This is a genomic window from Mesorhizobium sp. LEGMi-168a, from assembly GCF_058312955.1.
In genome coordinates this window covers 36,370-52,498 of the sequence record NZ_JBZEGV010000013.1, presented here as the reverse complement: position 1 = coordinate 52,498, position 16,129 = coordinate 36,370, and the positions used below count along the sequence as shown (strand labels likewise).

Annotated in this window: 15 protein-coding genes and 1 pseudogene; 1 reads left to right on the top strand and 15 read right to left on the bottom strand. The window is 60.6% G+C overall.

Annotation, left to right across the window (positions count from 1 at the left end; genetic code table 11):
* Positions 1-254 precede the first annotated feature (254 nt).
* The 7 genes and pseudogenes from AC4FWB_RS18220 to nifB form a co-directional block, all read right to left on the bottom strand.
* A complete protein-coding gene (locus tag AC4FWB_RS18220; RefSeq protein ID WP_491027649.1) occupies positions 255-2,162 on the bottom strand; it encodes an ABC transporter ATP-binding protein in 1,908 nt (635 codons plus the stop codon).
* Positions 2,162-4,015 (bottom strand): ABC transporter ATP-binding protein, encoded by a 1,854-nt coding sequence (locus tag AC4FWB_RS18215; protein ID WP_491027749.1) that lies wholly within the window; start codon positions 4,013-4,015, stop codon positions 2,162-2,164. Before AC4FWB_RS18215 ends, AC4FWB_RS18220 begins: the two co-directional genes overlap by 1 nt.
* Before the next feature lie 112 nt (positions 4,016-4,127).
* The gene (locus AC4FWB_RS18210; protein ID WP_491027648.1) at positions 4,128-5,012 is read right to left on the bottom strand and encodes an SIR2 family protein; all 885 of its coding nucleotides are present in this window, start codon (positions 5,010-5,012) and stop codon (positions 4,128-4,130) included.
* 39 nt (positions 5,013-5,051) lie between these two features.
* Positions 5,052-5,264 (bottom strand): putative nitrogen fixation protein NifT, encoded by a 213-nt coding sequence (gene nifT, locus AC4FWB_RS18205; protein WP_491027647.1) that lies wholly within the window; start codon positions 5,262-5,264, stop codon positions 5,052-5,054.
* Positions 5,261-5,588, bottom strand: a pseudogene (locus AC4FWB_RS18200) (nitrogen fixation protein NifZ). Before AC4FWB_RS18200 ends, nifT begins: the two are co-directional and overlap by 4 nt.
* Positions 5,589-5,683: 95 nt before the next feature.
* Positions 5,684-5,884 (bottom strand): 4Fe-4S binding protein, encoded by a 201-nt coding sequence (locus tag AC4FWB_RS18195; RefSeq protein WP_491027646.1) that lies wholly within the window; start codon positions 5,882-5,884, stop codon positions 5,684-5,686.
* 33 nt (positions 5,885-5,917) lie between these two features.
* Positions 5,918-7,342, bottom strand: a complete 1,425-nt coding sequence (gene nifB, locus AC4FWB_RS18190) for a nitrogenase cofactor biosynthesis protein NifB (RefSeq protein WP_491027748.1) — start codon at positions 7,340-7,342, stop codon at positions 5,918-5,920.
* On the opposite strand from nifB, the gene AC4FWB_RS18185 reads away from it, so the two are divergent.
* A complete protein-coding gene (locus AC4FWB_RS18185; RefSeq protein WP_491027755.1) occupies positions 7,245-7,547 on the top strand; it encodes a hypothetical protein in 303 nt (100 codons plus the stop codon). The two genes, nifB and AC4FWB_RS18185, sit on opposite strands and share 98 nt — an antisense overlap.
* 73 nt (positions 7,548-7,620) lie before the next feature.
* Here AC4FWB_RS18185 and nifA read toward each other — a convergent pair whose 3' ends face one another.
* From nifA to nifS, 8 genes are all read right to left on the bottom strand, one after another.
* Positions 7,621-9,381, bottom strand: coding sequence for a nif-specific transcriptional activator NifA (nifA, locus tag AC4FWB_RS18180; protein WP_491027645.1), 1,761 nt, complete (start codon positions 9,379-9,381; stop codon positions 7,621-7,623).
* Positions 9,382-9,548: 167 nt separating this feature from the next.
* On the bottom strand, positions 9,549-9,842 hold the full coding sequence (locus AC4FWB_RS18175; RefSeq protein WP_491027644.1) for a ferredoxin family protein: 294 nt from the start codon (positions 9,840-9,842) through the stop codon (positions 9,549-9,551).
* A gap of 10 nt (positions 9,843-9,852) precedes the next feature.
* Positions 9,853-11,160: an FAD-binding protein gene (locus AC4FWB_RS18170; RefSeq protein ID WP_491027643.1), complete on the bottom strand. Its 1,308-nt coding sequence runs from the start codon at positions 11,158-11,160 to the stop codon at positions 9,853-9,855.
* Between the two features lie 10 nt (positions 11,161-11,170).
* Positions 11,171-12,280, bottom strand: coding sequence for an electron transfer flavoprotein subunit alpha/FixB family protein (locus AC4FWB_RS18165; protein WP_491027642.1), 1,110 nt, complete (start codon positions 12,278-12,280; stop codon positions 11,171-11,173).
* Positions 12,281-12,295: 15 nt separating this feature from the next.
* Positions 12,296-13,147 carry an electron transfer flavoprotein subunit beta/FixA family protein gene (locus tag AC4FWB_RS18160; RefSeq protein WP_491027641.1) on the bottom strand — a complete coding sequence of 284 codons (852 nt, stop codon included), beginning with the start codon at positions 13,145-13,147 and terminating at the stop codon, positions 12,296-12,298.
* Between the two features lie 185 nt (positions 13,148-13,332).
* Positions 13,333-13,713, bottom strand: coding sequence for a nitrogenase stabilizing/protective protein NifW (gene nifW, locus AC4FWB_RS18155; protein ID WP_491027640.1), 381 nt, complete (start codon positions 13,711-13,713; stop codon positions 13,333-13,335).
* Positions 13,710-14,909, bottom strand: coding sequence for a homocitrate synthase (gene nifV / locus AC4FWB_RS18150; protein ID WP_491027639.1), 1,200 nt, complete (start codon positions 14,907-14,909; stop codon positions 13,710-13,712). The genes nifW and nifV overlap by 4 nt, the downstream gene beginning before the upstream one ends.
* Positions 14,906-16,123 carry a cysteine desulfurase NifS gene (gene nifS, locus AC4FWB_RS18145; RefSeq protein ID WP_491027638.1) on the bottom strand — a complete coding sequence of 406 codons (1,218 nt, stop codon included), beginning with the start codon at positions 16,121-16,123 and terminating at the stop codon, positions 14,906-14,908. Before nifS ends, nifV begins: the two co-directional genes overlap by 4 nt.
* Positions 16,124-16,129 lie beyond the last annotated feature (6 nt).

Below are 16,129 nucleotides of genomic sequence, written 5' to 3'. Positions count from 1 at the left end.
AAGCGACACGACAGCAACCTACCTCCGCCTTTTACTAGGCACGCCCCTGAACCGACCTATGGTGCAGGGCGTTCATGCCTGCTCGCCTCGCCGCTGCGCGGCTCCGAGCGCGACCGTTGCGCGACGAACCGCGCGATTTGTCCCTGTGAGGCTCCTGCTCGATACCAACGTTTTGTCCGAGGTGATGAAGCCCACTCCCGACGCACGTGTCCGAGGCTAGCTGAACAAACTCGACGAGTTTTTCGCAGTCCGCTTCAGGTTTGCAAGCCGGTTGGTGCCGAGGTATCGATTTGCTCATCGGGGGTGTCGTCGAACGAGGCGTAATTGAGGTTGTAGAGTTTGGAATAGAGACCGCCTCTGGCGATCAACTGGTCGTGCTTGCCGGTTTCGGCGACTCTGCCATTGTGGAGAACAATGAGACGGTCGGCGCCTCGGACTGTGGCAAGGCGATGGGCGATGACGAGGCCCGTGCGGCCTTCGAGGAGCCTTACCAGTGCCTTCTGGATCAGCATTTCCGTGTAGCTGTCGATATTGGCGGTTGCCTCGTCGAGGACGAGGATCTTGGCATTTGCCACAAGCGCGCGCGCGAAGCTGATAAGCTGGCGCTGGCCCAGCGAGAGATTGCCACCGCGTTCACCTAGAGCAGCATCGTATCCACCAGGAAGGCGCACGATGAAGCCATGCGCCCCGACCGCCATGGCGGCCTCGATTACCTCTTCCCGCGTGGCTTCAGCCTTATGGTAGCGGATGTTCTCGAAAACCGTGCCGGTAAAAAGGAACGGCTCCTGCAGCACCATGGCGACCTGACGGCCAAGCGATTCCTGGGTGAGATCGCGCACGTCATATCCGCCGACCAGCACCTGGCCCTGCTGGACATCATAGAAGCGGTGGACGAGGGCCATTGCGCTCGATTTACCTGATCCGGTCGGGCCGACCAGGGCGACGGTTTCGCCGGGATTGACCCGAAACGACACGTTCTTCAATACCGGATGCTTGGGATCATAGCCGAAAGTAACGTTCCTGAACTCGATCGAGCCGTCCATCTCGGGCGAAAGCACCCTGGCATTCGGTTTGTCCTGGACCTCAATCTTGACGTCAAGCACGTCGGTCAGGCGCTTTCCCGACGCCATCGCGCGCTGCATGATCGAATATTGCAAGGTGAGCGAGCGGATCGGATCGAAGAAGCGTTGGATGTAGAATAGGAAAGCGACCATCACACCCACGTCGATACGGTCGTTCATGACCATCGAGCCACCGATGACGATGACGACGGCCATGGCAACGCCGGTCAGGCTATCGACGATCGGCACCATGATCTGAGCGTATTTGGCGGCGGTCAGATGTGTCTTGAGATTGGCGTGGGCCTTGTCATCGTAAAGAATTAAGTTGACCTGCTGGCGGTCCATGGACTGCACCGCCCGTACGCCATGAATGGCTTCAGCCAGCGCGCCGTTGGAAACCGAATTGGCCTCATTGGCGGCCATGAAGGCGTCCCGGGCGCGAGGCAGCCAGAAGATGCGCACGATGAAGAGAACCGGCAACACTGAGAGCGTAAGGAGCCCCAAGCGAACGTCGAGCCACAGCATGACGAAGACGATGCCAAAGAGAAGGGTGATGTCGCCCAGCGAAAAGACCGAGGTTTCGAGGAACTCCTGCATGGAATTGACGTCGCCCTGCAGACGCGACATCAGCCGTCCTACCTCTGTCTTGTCCATGAAGGAAAGCGAGACGTCCTGCAGATGGCCGAACGTGGCGCGGCGCATATCGAACAAAACATTCTCCGCCATCTTGTAGACCACGATCTCGTGCGTGTAGCTGGCGGCAAAATTGACCCAAATGGTGAGAAGAAAGGCGCAGGCGGCTGCAAGCAGGGCCGAGTGATCGCCACTTTCCGGGTGCATGCCGTGGTCGATCGCGAAGCGGATGATCAGCGGGACGACAAGCTGCGTGCCGGTGAGGATCAACATCGCAGCAACCGAGATGATCAGGTTGGTGCGATAGGGCCGGACGAACGCCCAAATGCGTCGGACAATGTTCTTGTCGAAGGCCCGCCCGAATATCTCCTCTTCGATACGGTGCGAGCCGACGACCGCATGCGGCGGACGCCGGTCGTCGTCGCGGGCGTCGTTGCGTTCCGTCTCGACTTCGCCGGTCTGGAGCATCAGCTCGCCCCCTCTTGTTCGGGCAGCATGTCATCAAGCGGGCGCACCTGGAGATCGTAAAGGGCCTTGTAGCGCCCACACTTCGCTAGAAGGTCTTCGTGAGTGCCACGCTCGACAATCTCGCCGTTCTCGATAAACAGGATGTGGTCGGCATGCATGAGCGAACTCAGCCGGTGGCCGATGATGATGGTTACGCAATCCTTGGCAAAGAGTCGCACGGCGGAGCGAATGCGCTGCTCTGTGGCTGCATCGATCGCTGCAGTCGAGTCGTCGAAGATGATGACCGACGGGCGCAGCATCATCGCGCGGGCGATCGCTAGGCGCTGACGCTGGCCGCCCGACAGGGACACGCCGCGCTCGCGCACCACCGTTTTGTAGCCGGCCGGCAACCCGAGAATATAGTCGTGAAGCTGAGCTGACTCGCTCGCGCGCGCGATCCGCTGTTCCTTGGCCCAGGGGTCGCCATAGGCGATATTGTTTTCGATCGTCGTGGTGAAAAGGAATGCATCCTGCTGCACGACCGCGACCGCCCTGCGAAGCGTGGCGAGGGTGACCTCGCGGATATCCTGGCCGTCAAGCGTGATGACGCCGCCGGCGACGTCGTAAAAACGAGGGATCAGATGAGCCATCGTCGATTTGCCAGAGCCGGGCGGACCGACAATAGCGATCGTCTCGCTCTTGCGGGCCTCGAAACTGATATTCTTCAGAATTGGGCGGTTCTCGGCGTCGGGATAGGCGAATGAAACATTGTCGAAGCGCAAGGTGCCTTCGCTGATGTCGAGCGGTTTAGCGTCTGCTGAGTCCTTGATTGCGATATCCAGGTCGAGCAACCCGAAAAGGCGCGAACCGCACGTCGAGGCGCGGGCGAAGCCATTGACCATCAAGCCTATCTGGCGAACCGGCATCTGTAAGATGGTCATAAACGTCAGGAACGTCGCAAGTTTGCCCACGCTGATTTCGCCCGCGATGACTTTGCTGCCGCCAATCCACAGAACCAGTCCCATCGCGAAAAAGAAGGAGAAATTCATCGCGCAGATGTTGCGCACGTAAATCTCGATCCGTTCGTGCATGAGGCCAAGCGCACTCTTCGATGCGCGGTCGAACTTCAGCATCTCGTAGGCCTGCGCTGCAAAGGCGCGGACAACTCGGATGCCGCCGAGATTTTCTTCCATTACACGGCTGAGGACCGAAAGCCGCTCCTGCAGGTCAAGCCAGGTAGCGCGCAGCTTGAGCTGGGTGATTGATGAGCGCCACCCGACGAAGGGCACGAAGCTCAGCGCGAGGAGGCCAAGAACCAGGTTGGTGGAAATCAGCATGTAGGCGCCGATCCCGATCAACATGACGAGCAGGACGGCGCGAACCAGAGCGACAGAAAAATACATCCGCACGCCTTCCAGATCGAGCATGCCGATCGTGATCAGATCGCCTGAATGCGCCTGGTCGTGAAAAGAAAAGCTGAGCCGCTGGATCTTCTCATAACAAGCGACCCGCAGCTCATACGCGACGTGATGTCCGACCGCTTCGGCAAAATAGTTTTGAGCCAGCGTGAAAAGGCCGCGCAGCACGCTGACGGCGAGCAGCAGGAGGGCCGAGGTCCGCAGCGCCTCCTGCGCTGCCGCTCCGCTGACACCTCCGCCGACGGCTGTCTGGGTCTGGTCGATGGCTTGGCCGAGGAGCTCGGGGATGAGCAATTGGAGCGATGCCGCGACGAGTGTCGAGCCGATAGCGACGGCGACCTGACACGGGTGCCGCAAATTCATGCGGGTAATGCGCGCTATCGTGCTCAAGCCCCGGTCCGAACCGGCCGCCTCTCCATGCGCGAGCGAATTCCTGGGCTTCGTCACGCCGCGAATAGCCTTACTGTTCGAGGATACATTCCAGACTGATCTTGGGCCGTTTGGAGGGCCTCAAGCCGGATGGCTCCCCCGTCAAATGCCCCCGACATGCAAAGCTGGCCACCATCTGCTAGACACCTGCTCCGACAAGCCTCGCCACGGCTTCGCCTGCCGGCATGTCAATGACGGTGATTGCGCTTGCTGCAAGAAAACGGCGTTCGTTTTTGGTCAGCGTTGCCGAATCGATGACCGCAAAGTGTGGGCCGCTTGAGCGCTTGATGACTTGTCGGGCGTAGGTGCGCAGCATCTGATCGTCGAACCGGCAGCCGAAGAAGAAAAAGCCGCGTTTGGTGCGCCGTTCCTTTACAACTTGAGGAATCGGCGTCTGGATATCGATTTCAGTTAGGGCCTCGACATAATCCGAGTCAGCGACGAGGAAGTTTGCGGCCGGCTTGATACTGCCATGCGGCGAATAGAGAACCGTCGTTGCCACTGATCCGAGTTGAAGTTCCCTACCGGACAAATCGTAGGTTTTCGTCCAAATGTCGCTGATGGCGTGCGCCCGCGTGACGCCTTGAATCTCGACGACATCCGTTCGGCCGGTCTGCGCGAGAGCCGCGCGCATGGCGCCGTCGTACCAGCTGTCGACGATGAGGGAGAGCGGCAGCGTTGCGAGCCAGGCATGGAAGACGGTCGGCGCCACCGGCCCTGCGAATATCTCAGCCATCCAAGCTTGAAGCGTCCGGCGATGCCGGCGCTGCTCGATGAATTGGGCTATCGACCACATATTGGTGCGGATCTTGGAAGGAGCTGGCGCTCGCGCGTTGAGTTCGGCGGCGACGGCTTGTGGCGTGTGCGGTACAACTGGTTCGGCGGGCCCAGGCCAGAGCAGACCCGGACCGAGATAGGGGATGACCTCATCGGCGCAGAGCGCTTTTTTCAGCATGTTCAGCTGCTTCGCGGCATGACTGTCGCGGTAGATCAAGAGATGGTCCAAGGCCAGGATCGTGTTCATGCTCATTTCCCGTTGGTGCCCACGTTGTCAGCCTGAGCATCAGTCCTCGTTGGAAATCTTTCTCGCCTCGACGGTGATCGGCAGAGGCGTTTCCCGCGGAAGGTCGGGCAAGACTAGCCGCCAGCCGTTCCTGAGCGTTATGGACCCGCCCCATAGGTCTTCATTTTCGACGCTGATGATGGGCTCTTCGAGATCCTTCTTGGGAACATACGCCGATAGGCCGGCGTCGGTTCTACGGATCATTACCTTCATCGGGCTGTTCCCTTATTCGTGGCCACAAGTGATTTCGGCACTGCAAGGATCTCCGGATATGTCGAGGCTGATCAGTTCGTGGGCGCGCATGCCAACGACGCTGCCGCGATCCAACCATTCGACCGCATAGATGTAGAACTGCTGGAGAAATGTGCCGATGTCGCGCACATAGCCTTCATCGCCCTTCCGCACGAGGTTCGCGCCTATCTCGCTACCGGGATAGGTGCCGTCATTCTTTATGTGGCGTGTGGCACGGACTCGCTCGCCCGGCATAAATCGTGGAGGCTTGCGGATTTCGACCTCCTGTTCGCGTCCCAGGCCCATCCCCTTGCTTCCTCTCTCGCGGCTGCAGCTTGTCAACAAAGGAGGTCATGGCGTCCGGCGGAAGCGACCCGACCGTGCCGCTGGCCCGACTGGAGTCAGGCGGGGGCGGGAATGCAGGTCCCCGGCACCGGGCATACCGAGGCGCATTGCTGTGTATCGAAGGCCTCCTTGCATTCGGTGCACCGCTCCGGGTCGATCACGTAGGTCTCGCCCTTGAATTTGATCGCGCTCGAGGGACATTCGAACTCGCAGGCACCGCATTGCGTGCATTGGGAGGCGATGATCTTGAAGGCCATTTCTCAACTCCTGATTTGGTTGGGACGAGATGCTCAAGCCGTCGCCGCCAGTGGTTCGCTCCCAAACTCGGCGGCGTAAAGCGCGCTGATAGCGGTCTCGATGTAGTCGTAGCCATAGAAATCCATTGCACGGATTCCAGCTTCCGCGAGCTGATCCTTGGGGCAATCTCCGATCTTGGCGCACAGCACGATGTGGATGCCGTCGAGCGCAGCTATGACGCTGTCGAGGGTCGCGTCCGCGCCTCGCCCGCCGAGGCAATACTGCTCGACCTTGCGATGCCCGATGAAGCTGATCCCGCTCTGAGACGCCTCATAAACCTGGAATTCCTTCGTATGGCCGAAATGTTCGTTGATCCGGCCCCCGCCCTTGGTGGCCACGGCGATGAGGAGCGATTTGCCGGAACCCGCTGCCTTGACCGTCGCGACCGCTTCACTCTTGGCTGCCACGTGATCGCCGCGCTCGCGCGCGACCACCTCCCGATAGGCCTCGCGCTTGCTGGCGTCGTAGGTGATGTCATCCGAAATCTGGTCGGTCGTGAACTCGTGGCCACGATCCTCGCCAAGCAGGCCGACAGCATCGGCCCGGCACTGCCGGCAATGGCGCATCAGCTTGGCGCCACCTTCGAGGCGATCCTGAAGCGTCTTCAGTTCCAACGCCGTTGGGCCGCGCTGTCCGGTCAGGCCAAAATGCGTGCCGTGCGCCGGGTCGGAAATCAGCGGCATGACATTGTGCAGGAACGCGCCGCGCTCCTTGACCCATTTGTTGACCTCGATCAGGTGTTCGTCGTTGACGCCGGGGATCATCACCGAATTGATCTTGGTGAGGATGCCGCGCGCGGTCAGCATCTCCAGGCCCAACATCTGCCGCTCGTGCAGGATCCTTGCCGCGTCAATGCCGGTGTGGCGGCGGTGTTTGCGAAAGATCCAGGGATAGATCTTTGCGCCGATTTCGGGGTCGACCATGTTGATGGTGATTGTCACGTGATCCACATTCATGTCGGCAAGCTCAGCAACATGATCCGGCAGCGCGAGCCCATTGGTGGAGACGCACAGCTTGATGTCGCGGATTTCCCTGGCCACGCGTTCGAACGTTGCCTTCGTTTTCTTCCAGTCGTAACAGGCGTCGCCCGGCCCGGCGATACCGAGCACGGAAAGCTGTGGAACTTCGTTGGCGACCGCGATCACCTTGCGCAGCGCCTGGTCAGGGGTCAGCTTTTCCGAGACGACCCCGGGCCGGCTTTCATTGGCGCAGTCATATTTGCGATTGCAGTAATTGCACTGGATATTGCAGGCTGGCGCGACCGCAACATGCATGCGCGCGAAATAATGGTGCGCCTCTTCCGAATAGCATGGATGGTCCTTGATCTTCTCCCAGATAGCGCAGTCCATCTCGTCCGGCTTTGCGGACGAGCCGCAGGATGAAGATGCGCAGCCGGCGGATTTCGCGGTCGCCAGCAACTGGTCGAAGGATTTGGTGCTGACCAAACTCTCAAGCGAAATCGTCGGTAAAGACATGAACGGCTCCGTTCCTGGGTGGACGTCGCAGTTCAAAGCGCAAAAGTTGTGCCAGCTCCAAAAAAAGCGGTTTCAGTTCAAAATGTCGGCTTTCATGTGCGATTCCGCCTGTTCGTTACGTCCCAATTTTGTCGGGCTTCCGACTTGAACAGGCGAGTGGCGTCTGAAAAGGTACCACTCACACAGAGCGCGAGGAGGCCTGACGTTTGACGTCGCGGGCTTTAGAACTTCTTCACCTCGATACCATGCCGACGCAGGGCATAGCCGACTTGCCGCGGCGTGAGGCCGAGGATACGACCAGCCTTGGCCTGAACCCAGCCGGCCTTCTGCATCGCGTCGATCAGCCGGTCGCGATCGGTTACACGCATGCCTGTCGCGCCCCAAGCAGGATCGTTCGGATCGCGGGCATTGACGGGCACCGCCTCACCCTCGGAGGCGTCGATGCGCTTGGCCCCCAGCGACGATTCAACCGGCATCCTGTTGCGGCCGAACTCATCGCTGGCATTGCCGCCATTTGAACGGTCGGCTCCTTTCCAAAGGAGCGAAGACAGGCACTGGCTATTCTGGCAGGCGAAATCTGAAGTGGCGATCGTGCTTGAACGCGCAAGCGTGGCCGTCCTTCGCACGCAGTTTTCCAGCTCACGGACGTTACCAGGGAAGTAGCATTGCGAGATCAGGTCAAGCGCCGACGGCGCGAAGCCGAGCTCGCGATGGTTCTCGCTATTGAATCGATCGAGGAAGGCCTTAGCAAGGCGTGGAATATCGCCGGGTCGCTCTCTGAGCGGTGGCAGCATGATTGGCACCACAGTGATGCGGTAGTAAAGGTCGGCCCTGAACTCTCCATTCACGACAGCCGTCTCGAGGTCCTTGTTGGTGGCGCATATAAGCCGGACGTCGACCGTTAGCGTCCTGGTGCCGCCGACGCGCTCCAACTCGCCTTCCTGCAAGACGCGCAACAGCTTTGCTTGAAAGGCAGGCGAAATCTCGCCGATTTCGTCAAGCAATAGGGTTCCGCCATTTGCCAATTCGAAACGGCCGGCGCGCTGCGAGACTGCCCCGGTGAAGGCGCCCTTTTCATGCCCAAACAGCTCCGATTCCAGAACGCTTTCAGGCAGCGCGGCGCAGTTCAATTTGACAAAAGCCTTCTTGCTGCGAGGTGAAAGCTTATGGATGGCCTGTGCAAAGAATTCCTTGCCGGTGCCACTTTCGCCTCGCAAAAGCACGGTGGAGTTGGTCTTTGCTACGACCGCGACGGTTTCAAGCACCTGCTTGAGTGCGGGGCTTTCCCCGATGATCCCGTCGATTTTGACATGCGAATGCCGGGCAGGGCGGGTCTCCTTCTCGTCGAGCGATTTCTCTGGTCTCCGTTGCTCCTCGACAAGCCGCTGACGATCTGTGCTCAAGATGCGATGGAGGCGGATGGTCCGGCCGACAAGGTTGGCGACCATCGTGAGGAAGCGTACGTCTTCGTCGCAACGCTCGCTGGCGGCGCCGTCCCCGACACGGTCGATCGACAATGTTCCGAGGATTTCATCCTCAGCCTCTATTGGCACTCCGATAAAGGTAACCGGCCTGGTGGCGCCGCTCGAAGCCGTTTGAAGATCAGGCTGAAATAGTTCGGACTTGCTCACATCGTGGATGAGGAGCGGCGTCCCCGCAGCCACGATCCGGTCTACCACGGCCTGCGGTATGACGCCCCGCCGGTCTGATTGAGGTGCGGGAATGTTGCCGGCAGTTGCGGCGAACTCCAGCGCTCCTTTCGCGTCCAGGACGACCATTGCTCCATGACGCATTTGTAGAAACGAGGAGAGAATGTTGACGACATTGGCAAGCGTGGTCTCCAGCCGCGTGGGGGCGGTCAGGATCTCGGATATCTCGTAGATTCCCCTGAGCGGGATGTTCGCTCCGTGCGTGGTTTTGATAGGTAGCCGGGTGTTGCGAAGCTCAAACTCATCCACCCGATCCCGCATTATTTGAGCCATAAAAACACCTCAGGGGTTTGCAGGGTGCTCCTCCCAAAGCGCCTTTTGTATCTCGACTCGCGAGACCTCAGTATTAACGAGCCCCTGTTCAATTGCAAATTGTCAGGCTGCAATTGCGGCAATTGCAGGTATCGGCACGCTCTGGCAACGGCGCGTGCGTGCGCAGGTCATCCGAACTTGAAGAGGACACCGAAGCCGCCGCGCGGATAATTCCACTCGATCTCACCACTGGCCTCGCACAGTACCCGGCAGGTGCCGCACTCCATGCAGCCGTCGGCGGTGATCTCCACTTGGCCTTCGTCGTTCAATTCATAACATTGAGCCGGGCAGACGCGGGTCAACGCGAGCAGCTTGGCGCTCGGCTTCTGGTGTGGTCGCACTTTGATATGTGGGCGCCCCGAATCGACCAGGTAGCGGTTCTGGTAGAGCTTCTCCTCAATACGTGAGGCTGCGCTTGTCATCTCGTGTCTCCTAGCGCCAGGCGAATGCCAGGCGGACCATGTCGCTCAGCAGCCCCCAGCGCGAACGCGCCTTGATGAAGGCAGCAGTGGTCGCCTTTTCCTTATCGATTTTCGGGGTGCCATCGACCCGCATGAAGTTCTGGGCCGCCTGCGACATCAGCTGCGGGTAGGTCGTGAAGAAATTTCGGGAATTGGTGTGGAGCAGGGCCGGCATGTCCTTGTATTTCTTCAGGTCTTTGATCACGAAGGAATTGTCGAGCATGATCTTGTAGAGGACAAGGTTCTGTTTGGTCATTGGACGCATGCGGCTCTTGAGCTGCATGATTGCCTCAGCCGCGATGCGACCGGAGGTCATGGCGAGGTTCGAACCCTCGCGGTGGACGGCGTTATTCAATTGCGCAGCATCGCCGACCACCACCCACCCGTCGCCAAACAGCCGCGGGATCGCCTTGTAGCCACCTTCGGGAATGAGATGCGCGGCATATTCTTTCACCTCCGAGCCGGCGATCAGAGGCCGGATCGAAGGATGGTTTTTTAACGCATCGAGAAGGACGTATGGGCTCTCCATCATCGCAGCGAAATCCGAAACGAGGCAGCCGATGCCCAGTGAGATCGACTCCTTGTTGGTGTAAAGGAAGCCGAGCCCGGCCATGCTGCGCGAGATCGTACCCACGGCCTCGATCACGCAACCTTCGCCGGCCTTGAGGCCAAACCGCTGCTCGATGACCTCTTCAGGCAGGAAATGCATTTCCTTGACGGCGAGGGCCACGGATTTCGGCTTCGGCATCTCGCGAAGCCCGGCCCGCGTGCCAAGCAGCCCGGAGACACCTTCCGCGAGAACGACAACGTCCGCGAAAATCTCTCCGCCGGTCCGGTCGGTGCGGACGCCAACCACCTTGTCCTTGGCATCGCGGACAAGTTCCGTCACGGTCGTCTCGCACAGAACCGTCGCGCCGGCCTCACGCACCTTACGCGAAAACCATTTATCGAACTGGGCGCGGATGATCGTGTAGCGGTTGGGCTTGGCCTCATTGAAGTCGTCCGAGCGATGGTGAATCCCGGTGTGGGATGTGTCGTCCATCACCCAAAGCCGCTGCTCAACCAAATGCCGCTCGAGAGGCGCATCATCCCGGAAATCCGGGATGATCTTCTCCAGCATGTTCGCGTACATGATTGCGCCCTGAACATTCTTGGAGCCCGGATATTCGCCCCGTTCCAACTGCAGCACCTTCAGGCCGTGGCTTGCCATGGTATAAGCAGCAGCGTTCCCGGACATGCCGGCCCCAACAACAATGGCGTCGAATTTTTCCTCGATCATGTCCATCTCCCTAGCTCGCAAGCTTATCGCGACTGTGGGGCGACAGCCGCCGGGTGAAGGCTTCCGTCAGTGCGGGCAGGAAGCGGATCGCGTCGGTGACGATCCCAAGGTGGGCGAAATCGAAAATCGGCGCTTTCGGGTCGGTGTTGATGGCCACGATGAGATCCGCCCCTTCGACGCCGACCCGGTGCTGGACGGCGCCGGAAATTCCGGCCGCTATGTAGAGCTTCGGCCGGATGGTCTTGCCTGTTTGGCCGATCTGCCGGTCAGCCGAGAGCCAGCCCTTCTGGACCAACGGGCGCGAACAGCCATGCTCGGCGCCAATTGCTCGCGCGAGATCCTTCACAAGCTGCAGGTTCTCCGCTGCGCCTAGACCAAGGCCCCCCGCAACCACAATGTCGGCATAGGCGAGATTTGCCTTTGCCGACTGGCTATCCGGAAGGAAACCGAGGACTTTGGTAATGATCTCGTCCTCGGCAACCGACAGCTTGTGATTGATGACACGCCCGACCGGCGTATCCACCCGCTGCGGCATGGGCATGACCCTCGGTCGCACAGTCGCCATCTGCGGCCGGTAATTGAGCGTATAGATCGTGCACAACAAGGAACCGCCGAAAGTCGGACGGGTCGCGGCGAGCGAACCGTCGGCATCGACATCGAGTTCGGTGCAGTCGGCCGTGAGCCCTGTCTGCAAGGTCGTCGCCACCGAACCGGCGAGATCCCTGCCGAGTGTGGTCGCCCCGAGAAGCAGGATCTCGGGTTTGTGAGTATCGACCAGATCCGTCATCGCCTTAGTGAAAGGCTCGTTCCGATAGTCGGCAAGCAGCGGCGCCTCGACGTAGTAGACAAGGTCGGCGCCATACGCGAAAGCCTCGGCCACCGCAGACTGCGTGGTCTCTCCCGGCGGTCCGAGCACAATCCCCGCAAGCTCGACGCCAAGCTTGTCGGCGAGCTTGCGGCCTTCGCCGAGCAGTTCGAATGATACGGGATGGACTTGGCCGCGTTCGAGCTCGATAAAGACCCAGACGTGGCGGTAGTCCTTGAAATGCTCGGGCAGTTCCTTTTTTGTGCCGGCACGTCCGGCGGCAGGGCGAGGGGTTTCTCGGTTCGTGGTCGACATCGTCTCTCCTTGCCGTCACGCGCCGCCGTTGAAGGCGAGCTCCTGTTCCAGCGCTGGCTGGCGGGTCAAGATTGCGGCGATGAGTTCGTCAGCGAGATCGCGCAAGGTCATCTCGGCGGTGTCGACTAGTGCTGCTTTTTCCGACCGCGCAGTAGGGGCGAAGACGCGCTTGACGACCGTTGGCGAGCCGCGCAGGCCGCATCTGGTGAGGTCATCAATGCCGGCGTCGGCCGCACTCCATCTCAAGACCTGGCTGCGAGCGGCGCACAGAGCATCCTCGAGCGAGCCCCGACGGATCTCGTTGGTGCCTTCCAGCATGGTGATGAGACAAGGGAGCCTGCTCCTCAGCATCTGCGTGCCGCCTTCACACCGGCGCTCGACCTTGATCTCGCGCGCAGCAAGATCAACGGAGGGGATCTTCGCGACATAGGTGAGTTGCAGGAGATCGAGGCGCTTGGCGATGCCGGGCCCGACCTGGGCGGTGTCGCCATCGATGGTCTGCTTGCCGGTGAAGACGATGTCTGGCGTGCCGAACGTGTCGCCGACCTTCGCGATTGCCTGGGAAAGGGCGAAGGAGGTCGCCAGGGTGTCGGAGCCGGCAAAATAGCGGTCGGTCAATAGCACCGCACGGTCGGCACCGTAACCGAGCGCCTTGCGCAACGCGTCCTCCGCCATGGGCGGACCCATGCTGAGCACGGTGACTTCGCCGCCATAAGTGTCGCGCAGTCTGAGCGCTTCTTCGAGGGAGAATAGGTCGTAAGGATTGATGATAGTAGGCACACCCTGGCGCATGATCGTGTTCGTGACGGGATGGACCCGTATCTGTGCCGAGTCCGGCACCTGCTTGATGCAGACTACGATGTGCATTGACGATCTCTCTGGGGTTCTATCGGGATGCGGGGGCCTGGCAGTTGATCTTTGGCAGCATCATTCGTGCCAACTGCTTTGCGTGCTCCTATTCTTGAAGAGTCGGCTGGATCCGCTCAGAGGCGCGTTCATGATGACCCGATTTGTCGGCTTCTCGACATTGTCGCGTCGCAACCATGTCGCGCTCATTCTTTTGCGAACCGCTTCAGTACGGACTCGAACGGGACGAAGGTGCGGCCAGGCGTGGCAGGCTTGTTCGGATCGTGGTCTTTGAGCACCTTGAAGATCCGGTGCGTCAGCGGCGAGGAAGTCGCGAAATCCTCATAGGCGCGCTCAAGCGTGGCGCGCACCCGCGCGGCGACCACCTGGTCGGGCAGATCGGATAGATCTTCTTCGGCAAGGTATTGGCCCACACGCTTCATGATATGAAGCCGTGAGACATTCAGCACCTTCGGATCATAGGAGACCCCAAGGAGCGCGAAGAACTCCTCCGCGGCCGACAGGCCCTTCAGTCGCGCGAGGATGTCCCTAACATCGATGGGGCGGCTGTCAGCGGAACAATTCATTGCATTCTCCCAACCGTGGTGTCGCTGCCTTCGTCGCACAGCTGGCCTGGACCGGCGAGATCCGCGAGGCGTGTCTCGCTGCACATTCCATCGTAGAGTTCGACCAGTTGATCTGCAGTGACGGTCGATTTGGTCTCGGCCGCCTTGCGGCGGACGCGGGCCACCATCGCGGCTGCCAGATCCGGATCGAGATCGCGACCGCTTTCGCTCAGCACACGGGCAATCGCGGTAGCGCCGGAATGCTTACCGATGACGATACGCTGGCAGCGGCCCACGAGTGCCGGGTCGAGCCCCTGATAGGCGCGCGAGTCCTTCAGCAGCCCTGCGACGTGAGTGCCGGATTCGTGGGTGAAAACATCGGCGCCGACGACCGGCTTGATAGCCGCGGTCTGCCGGCGGGCGGCCGAAGCCACCTGGGCGGCGAGGTAGGGCAATGCGGTCAGCTCGATGCCGGTATCCGCGCCGTCAATGACGGCCATCGCGGCCGCCACTTCTTCCAGCGCGGCATTGCCCGCACGCTCGCCGAGCCCGAGTACGGTGACGGAGGCATGGCGCGCGCCCGCGCGGATCGCGGCCAGCGTGTTGGCGGCCGCAAGGCCGAGATCGTTGTGCGCATGAAATTCGAGGTCGATTTCAGACTTCGCCATGAGCTGGGCAATAAGTTCGAAAGTCGAAAACGGGTCGAGAATGCCGACCGTATCGGCCAGCCTGATGCGGCTTGCGCCGGCCCGCGCAGCCGTTTCGATGACGCGTGCAAGATGATCTCCATCAGCCCGCGAGGCATCCTCGCAGCCCACCGCGACGAAGAAGCCGGCAGCGACTGCCCGCCTCACCATATCATCGATGACCTGGAGCGCTCCCGCCTGGTCGAGGCCGAGTTTGGCGGCAAGTTGAATGTCCGACGCAGGCAGCGACAGATTGACGGCGCCGACGCCGCTCTCGGTCGCTGCGTCGAGATCCCGCGCCTTCATCCGGCACCAGGCCATGAGCCGAGCCGGGAGACGCCGCGCGACCGCGGCGCGAATTGTTTCGATCTCGTCAGCGCCCATGATCGGCGTGCCGATCTCGATCTCTGGGACGCCGGCGGCCGCAAGAGACTCGGCCAGCTCCAGCTTTTCCGCCGTCGTAAAGGCGACACCGGGCGCCTGCTCGCCGTCGCGCAAGGTCGTGTCGTTGAGAAAGACATCACGGCTCATGAATGGCAGCCTGTTCTGCTGCCGCTCAGGCATAGACCGGATCGAACGTCTTCGGGACTTCGCCCGCGCGGCCCAGAACCGGGAGAGCCACGCAGCTTCTCCACGATTGCCGGTATGACCTCAAGCACCCGGTCGACGTCTTCTTCGCTGTTGTCGCGCGCCAACGAGAAGCGGACCGCCCCGTGTGGGATCTTCATCGCGCTCAGGACATGGCTGGGTTCCATTGAGCCGGAGGTGCAGGCGGAGCCGGAGGAACAGGCGATGCCCACGCGGCTGAGCAGATGTGGGATTCCATCGCTTTCGGTATGTTCAAAGGAGATGTTTGCGGTGTTTGGCAACCGCTCCATGGGATCGCCAGTGACACAGGTGTTTGGGATGCGCTGGAGGATGCCATCCTCCAGGCGGTCGCGCAGCGACTTTACCCGTGTGGTCGCGTCGTCCATGAATTTCAAGGCGAGTTCGGCTGCCATGCCGAGCCCGACTATGCCGGGCGTGTTCTCGGTACCGGCACGCCGGTCGCGCTGTTGGTGCCCTCCCTTGATCATCGAGTGGAAGTGCACGCCACGCCTTATCCAAAGTGCGCCGATCCCTTTGGGGCCATGAAGCTTGTGGCCCGAGAGCGAGAGCATGTCGATAGTCGTCGATTTCAGGTCTATCGGAAGCTTGCCAACCGCCTGCACTGCATCGGTATGGAAAAGGGCGCCGATTTCCTTGGCCAGCTCGGCAAGCTTGGCCACGGGAAAGATCGTACCGGTCTCGTTGTTCGCCCACATTATCGAGACGACTGCCACATGGGGCGAGAGGGCTGCCTTGTAGGCTTCGAGGTCAAGCCGGCCACGACGATCCACCGGGATCCTGTGGACCTTGACGCGGCGAGTCTGCTCAAGATGCGCGCACAGCGTCAATACGGCGGGATGCTCGACCACGGACGTCACGATCTCGGGTCGGTCGGGCCTGGCCTCGAGCGCCGAAAGAATAGCTGCGTTGTCGCTTTCTGTTCCTCCCGAGGTGAAGGTGATCTCATCATCGAACTGCGCGCCGATCAGCGCCTGCAACCGCCGCCGCGCCTTTTTCATCGCCGCACCGACTGAGGCGCCAAAAGCATGTGCGGACGAAGGATTGCCGAATTGATCGGTAAAAAACGGCAACATCGCTTTCACAACGTCAGGATCGGCCCGTGTCGTTGCATTGTTGTCCAGGTAGACAGGCCTCATACGAAC

Coding starts and splice junctions, on each gene's coding strand:
- AC4FWB_RS18220 (WP_491027649.1), bottom strand. CDS start 2,162: ATGCTCCAGACCGGCGAAGTCGAGACGGAACGCAACGACGCCCGCGAC.
- AC4FWB_RS18210 (WP_491027648.1), bottom strand. CDS start 5,012: ATGAACACGATCCTGGCCTTGGACCATCTCTTGATCTACCGCGACAGT.
- nifT (WP_491027647.1), bottom strand. CDS start 5,264: ATGAAGGTAATGATCCGTAGAACCGACGCCGGCCTATCGGCGTATGTT.
- AC4FWB_RS18195 (WP_491027646.1), bottom strand. CDS start 5,884: ATGGCCTTCAAGATCATCGCCTCCCAATGCACGCAATGCGGTGCCTGC.
- nifA (WP_491027645.1), bottom strand. CDS start 9,381: ATGGCTCAAATAATGCGGGATCGGGTGGATGAGTTTGAGCTTCGCAAC.
- AC4FWB_RS18175 (WP_491027644.1), bottom strand. CDS start 9,842: ATGACAAGCGCAGCCTCACGTATTGAGGAGAAGCTCTACCAGAACCGC.
- AC4FWB_RS18170 (WP_491027643.1), bottom strand. CDS start 11,160: ATGATCGAGGAAAAATTCGACGCCATTGTTGTTGGGGCCGGCATGTCC.
- AC4FWB_RS18165 (WP_491027642.1), bottom strand. CDS start 12,280: ATGTCGACCACGAACCGAGAAACCCCTCGCCCTGCCGCCGGACGTGCC.
- AC4FWB_RS18160 (WP_491027641.1), bottom strand. CDS start 13,147: ATGCACATCGTAGTCTGCATCAAGCAGGTGCCGGACTCGGCACAGATA.
- nifW (WP_491027640.1), bottom strand. CDS start 13,713: ATGAATTGTTCCGCTGACAGCCGCCCCATCGATGTTAGGGACATCCTC.
- nifV (WP_491027639.1), bottom strand. CDS start 14,909: ATGAGCCGTGATGTCTTTCTCAACGACACGACCTTGCGCGACGGCGAG.
- nifS (WP_491027638.1), bottom strand. CDS start 16,123: ATGAGGCCTGTCTACCTGGACAACAATGCAACGACACGGGCCGATCCT.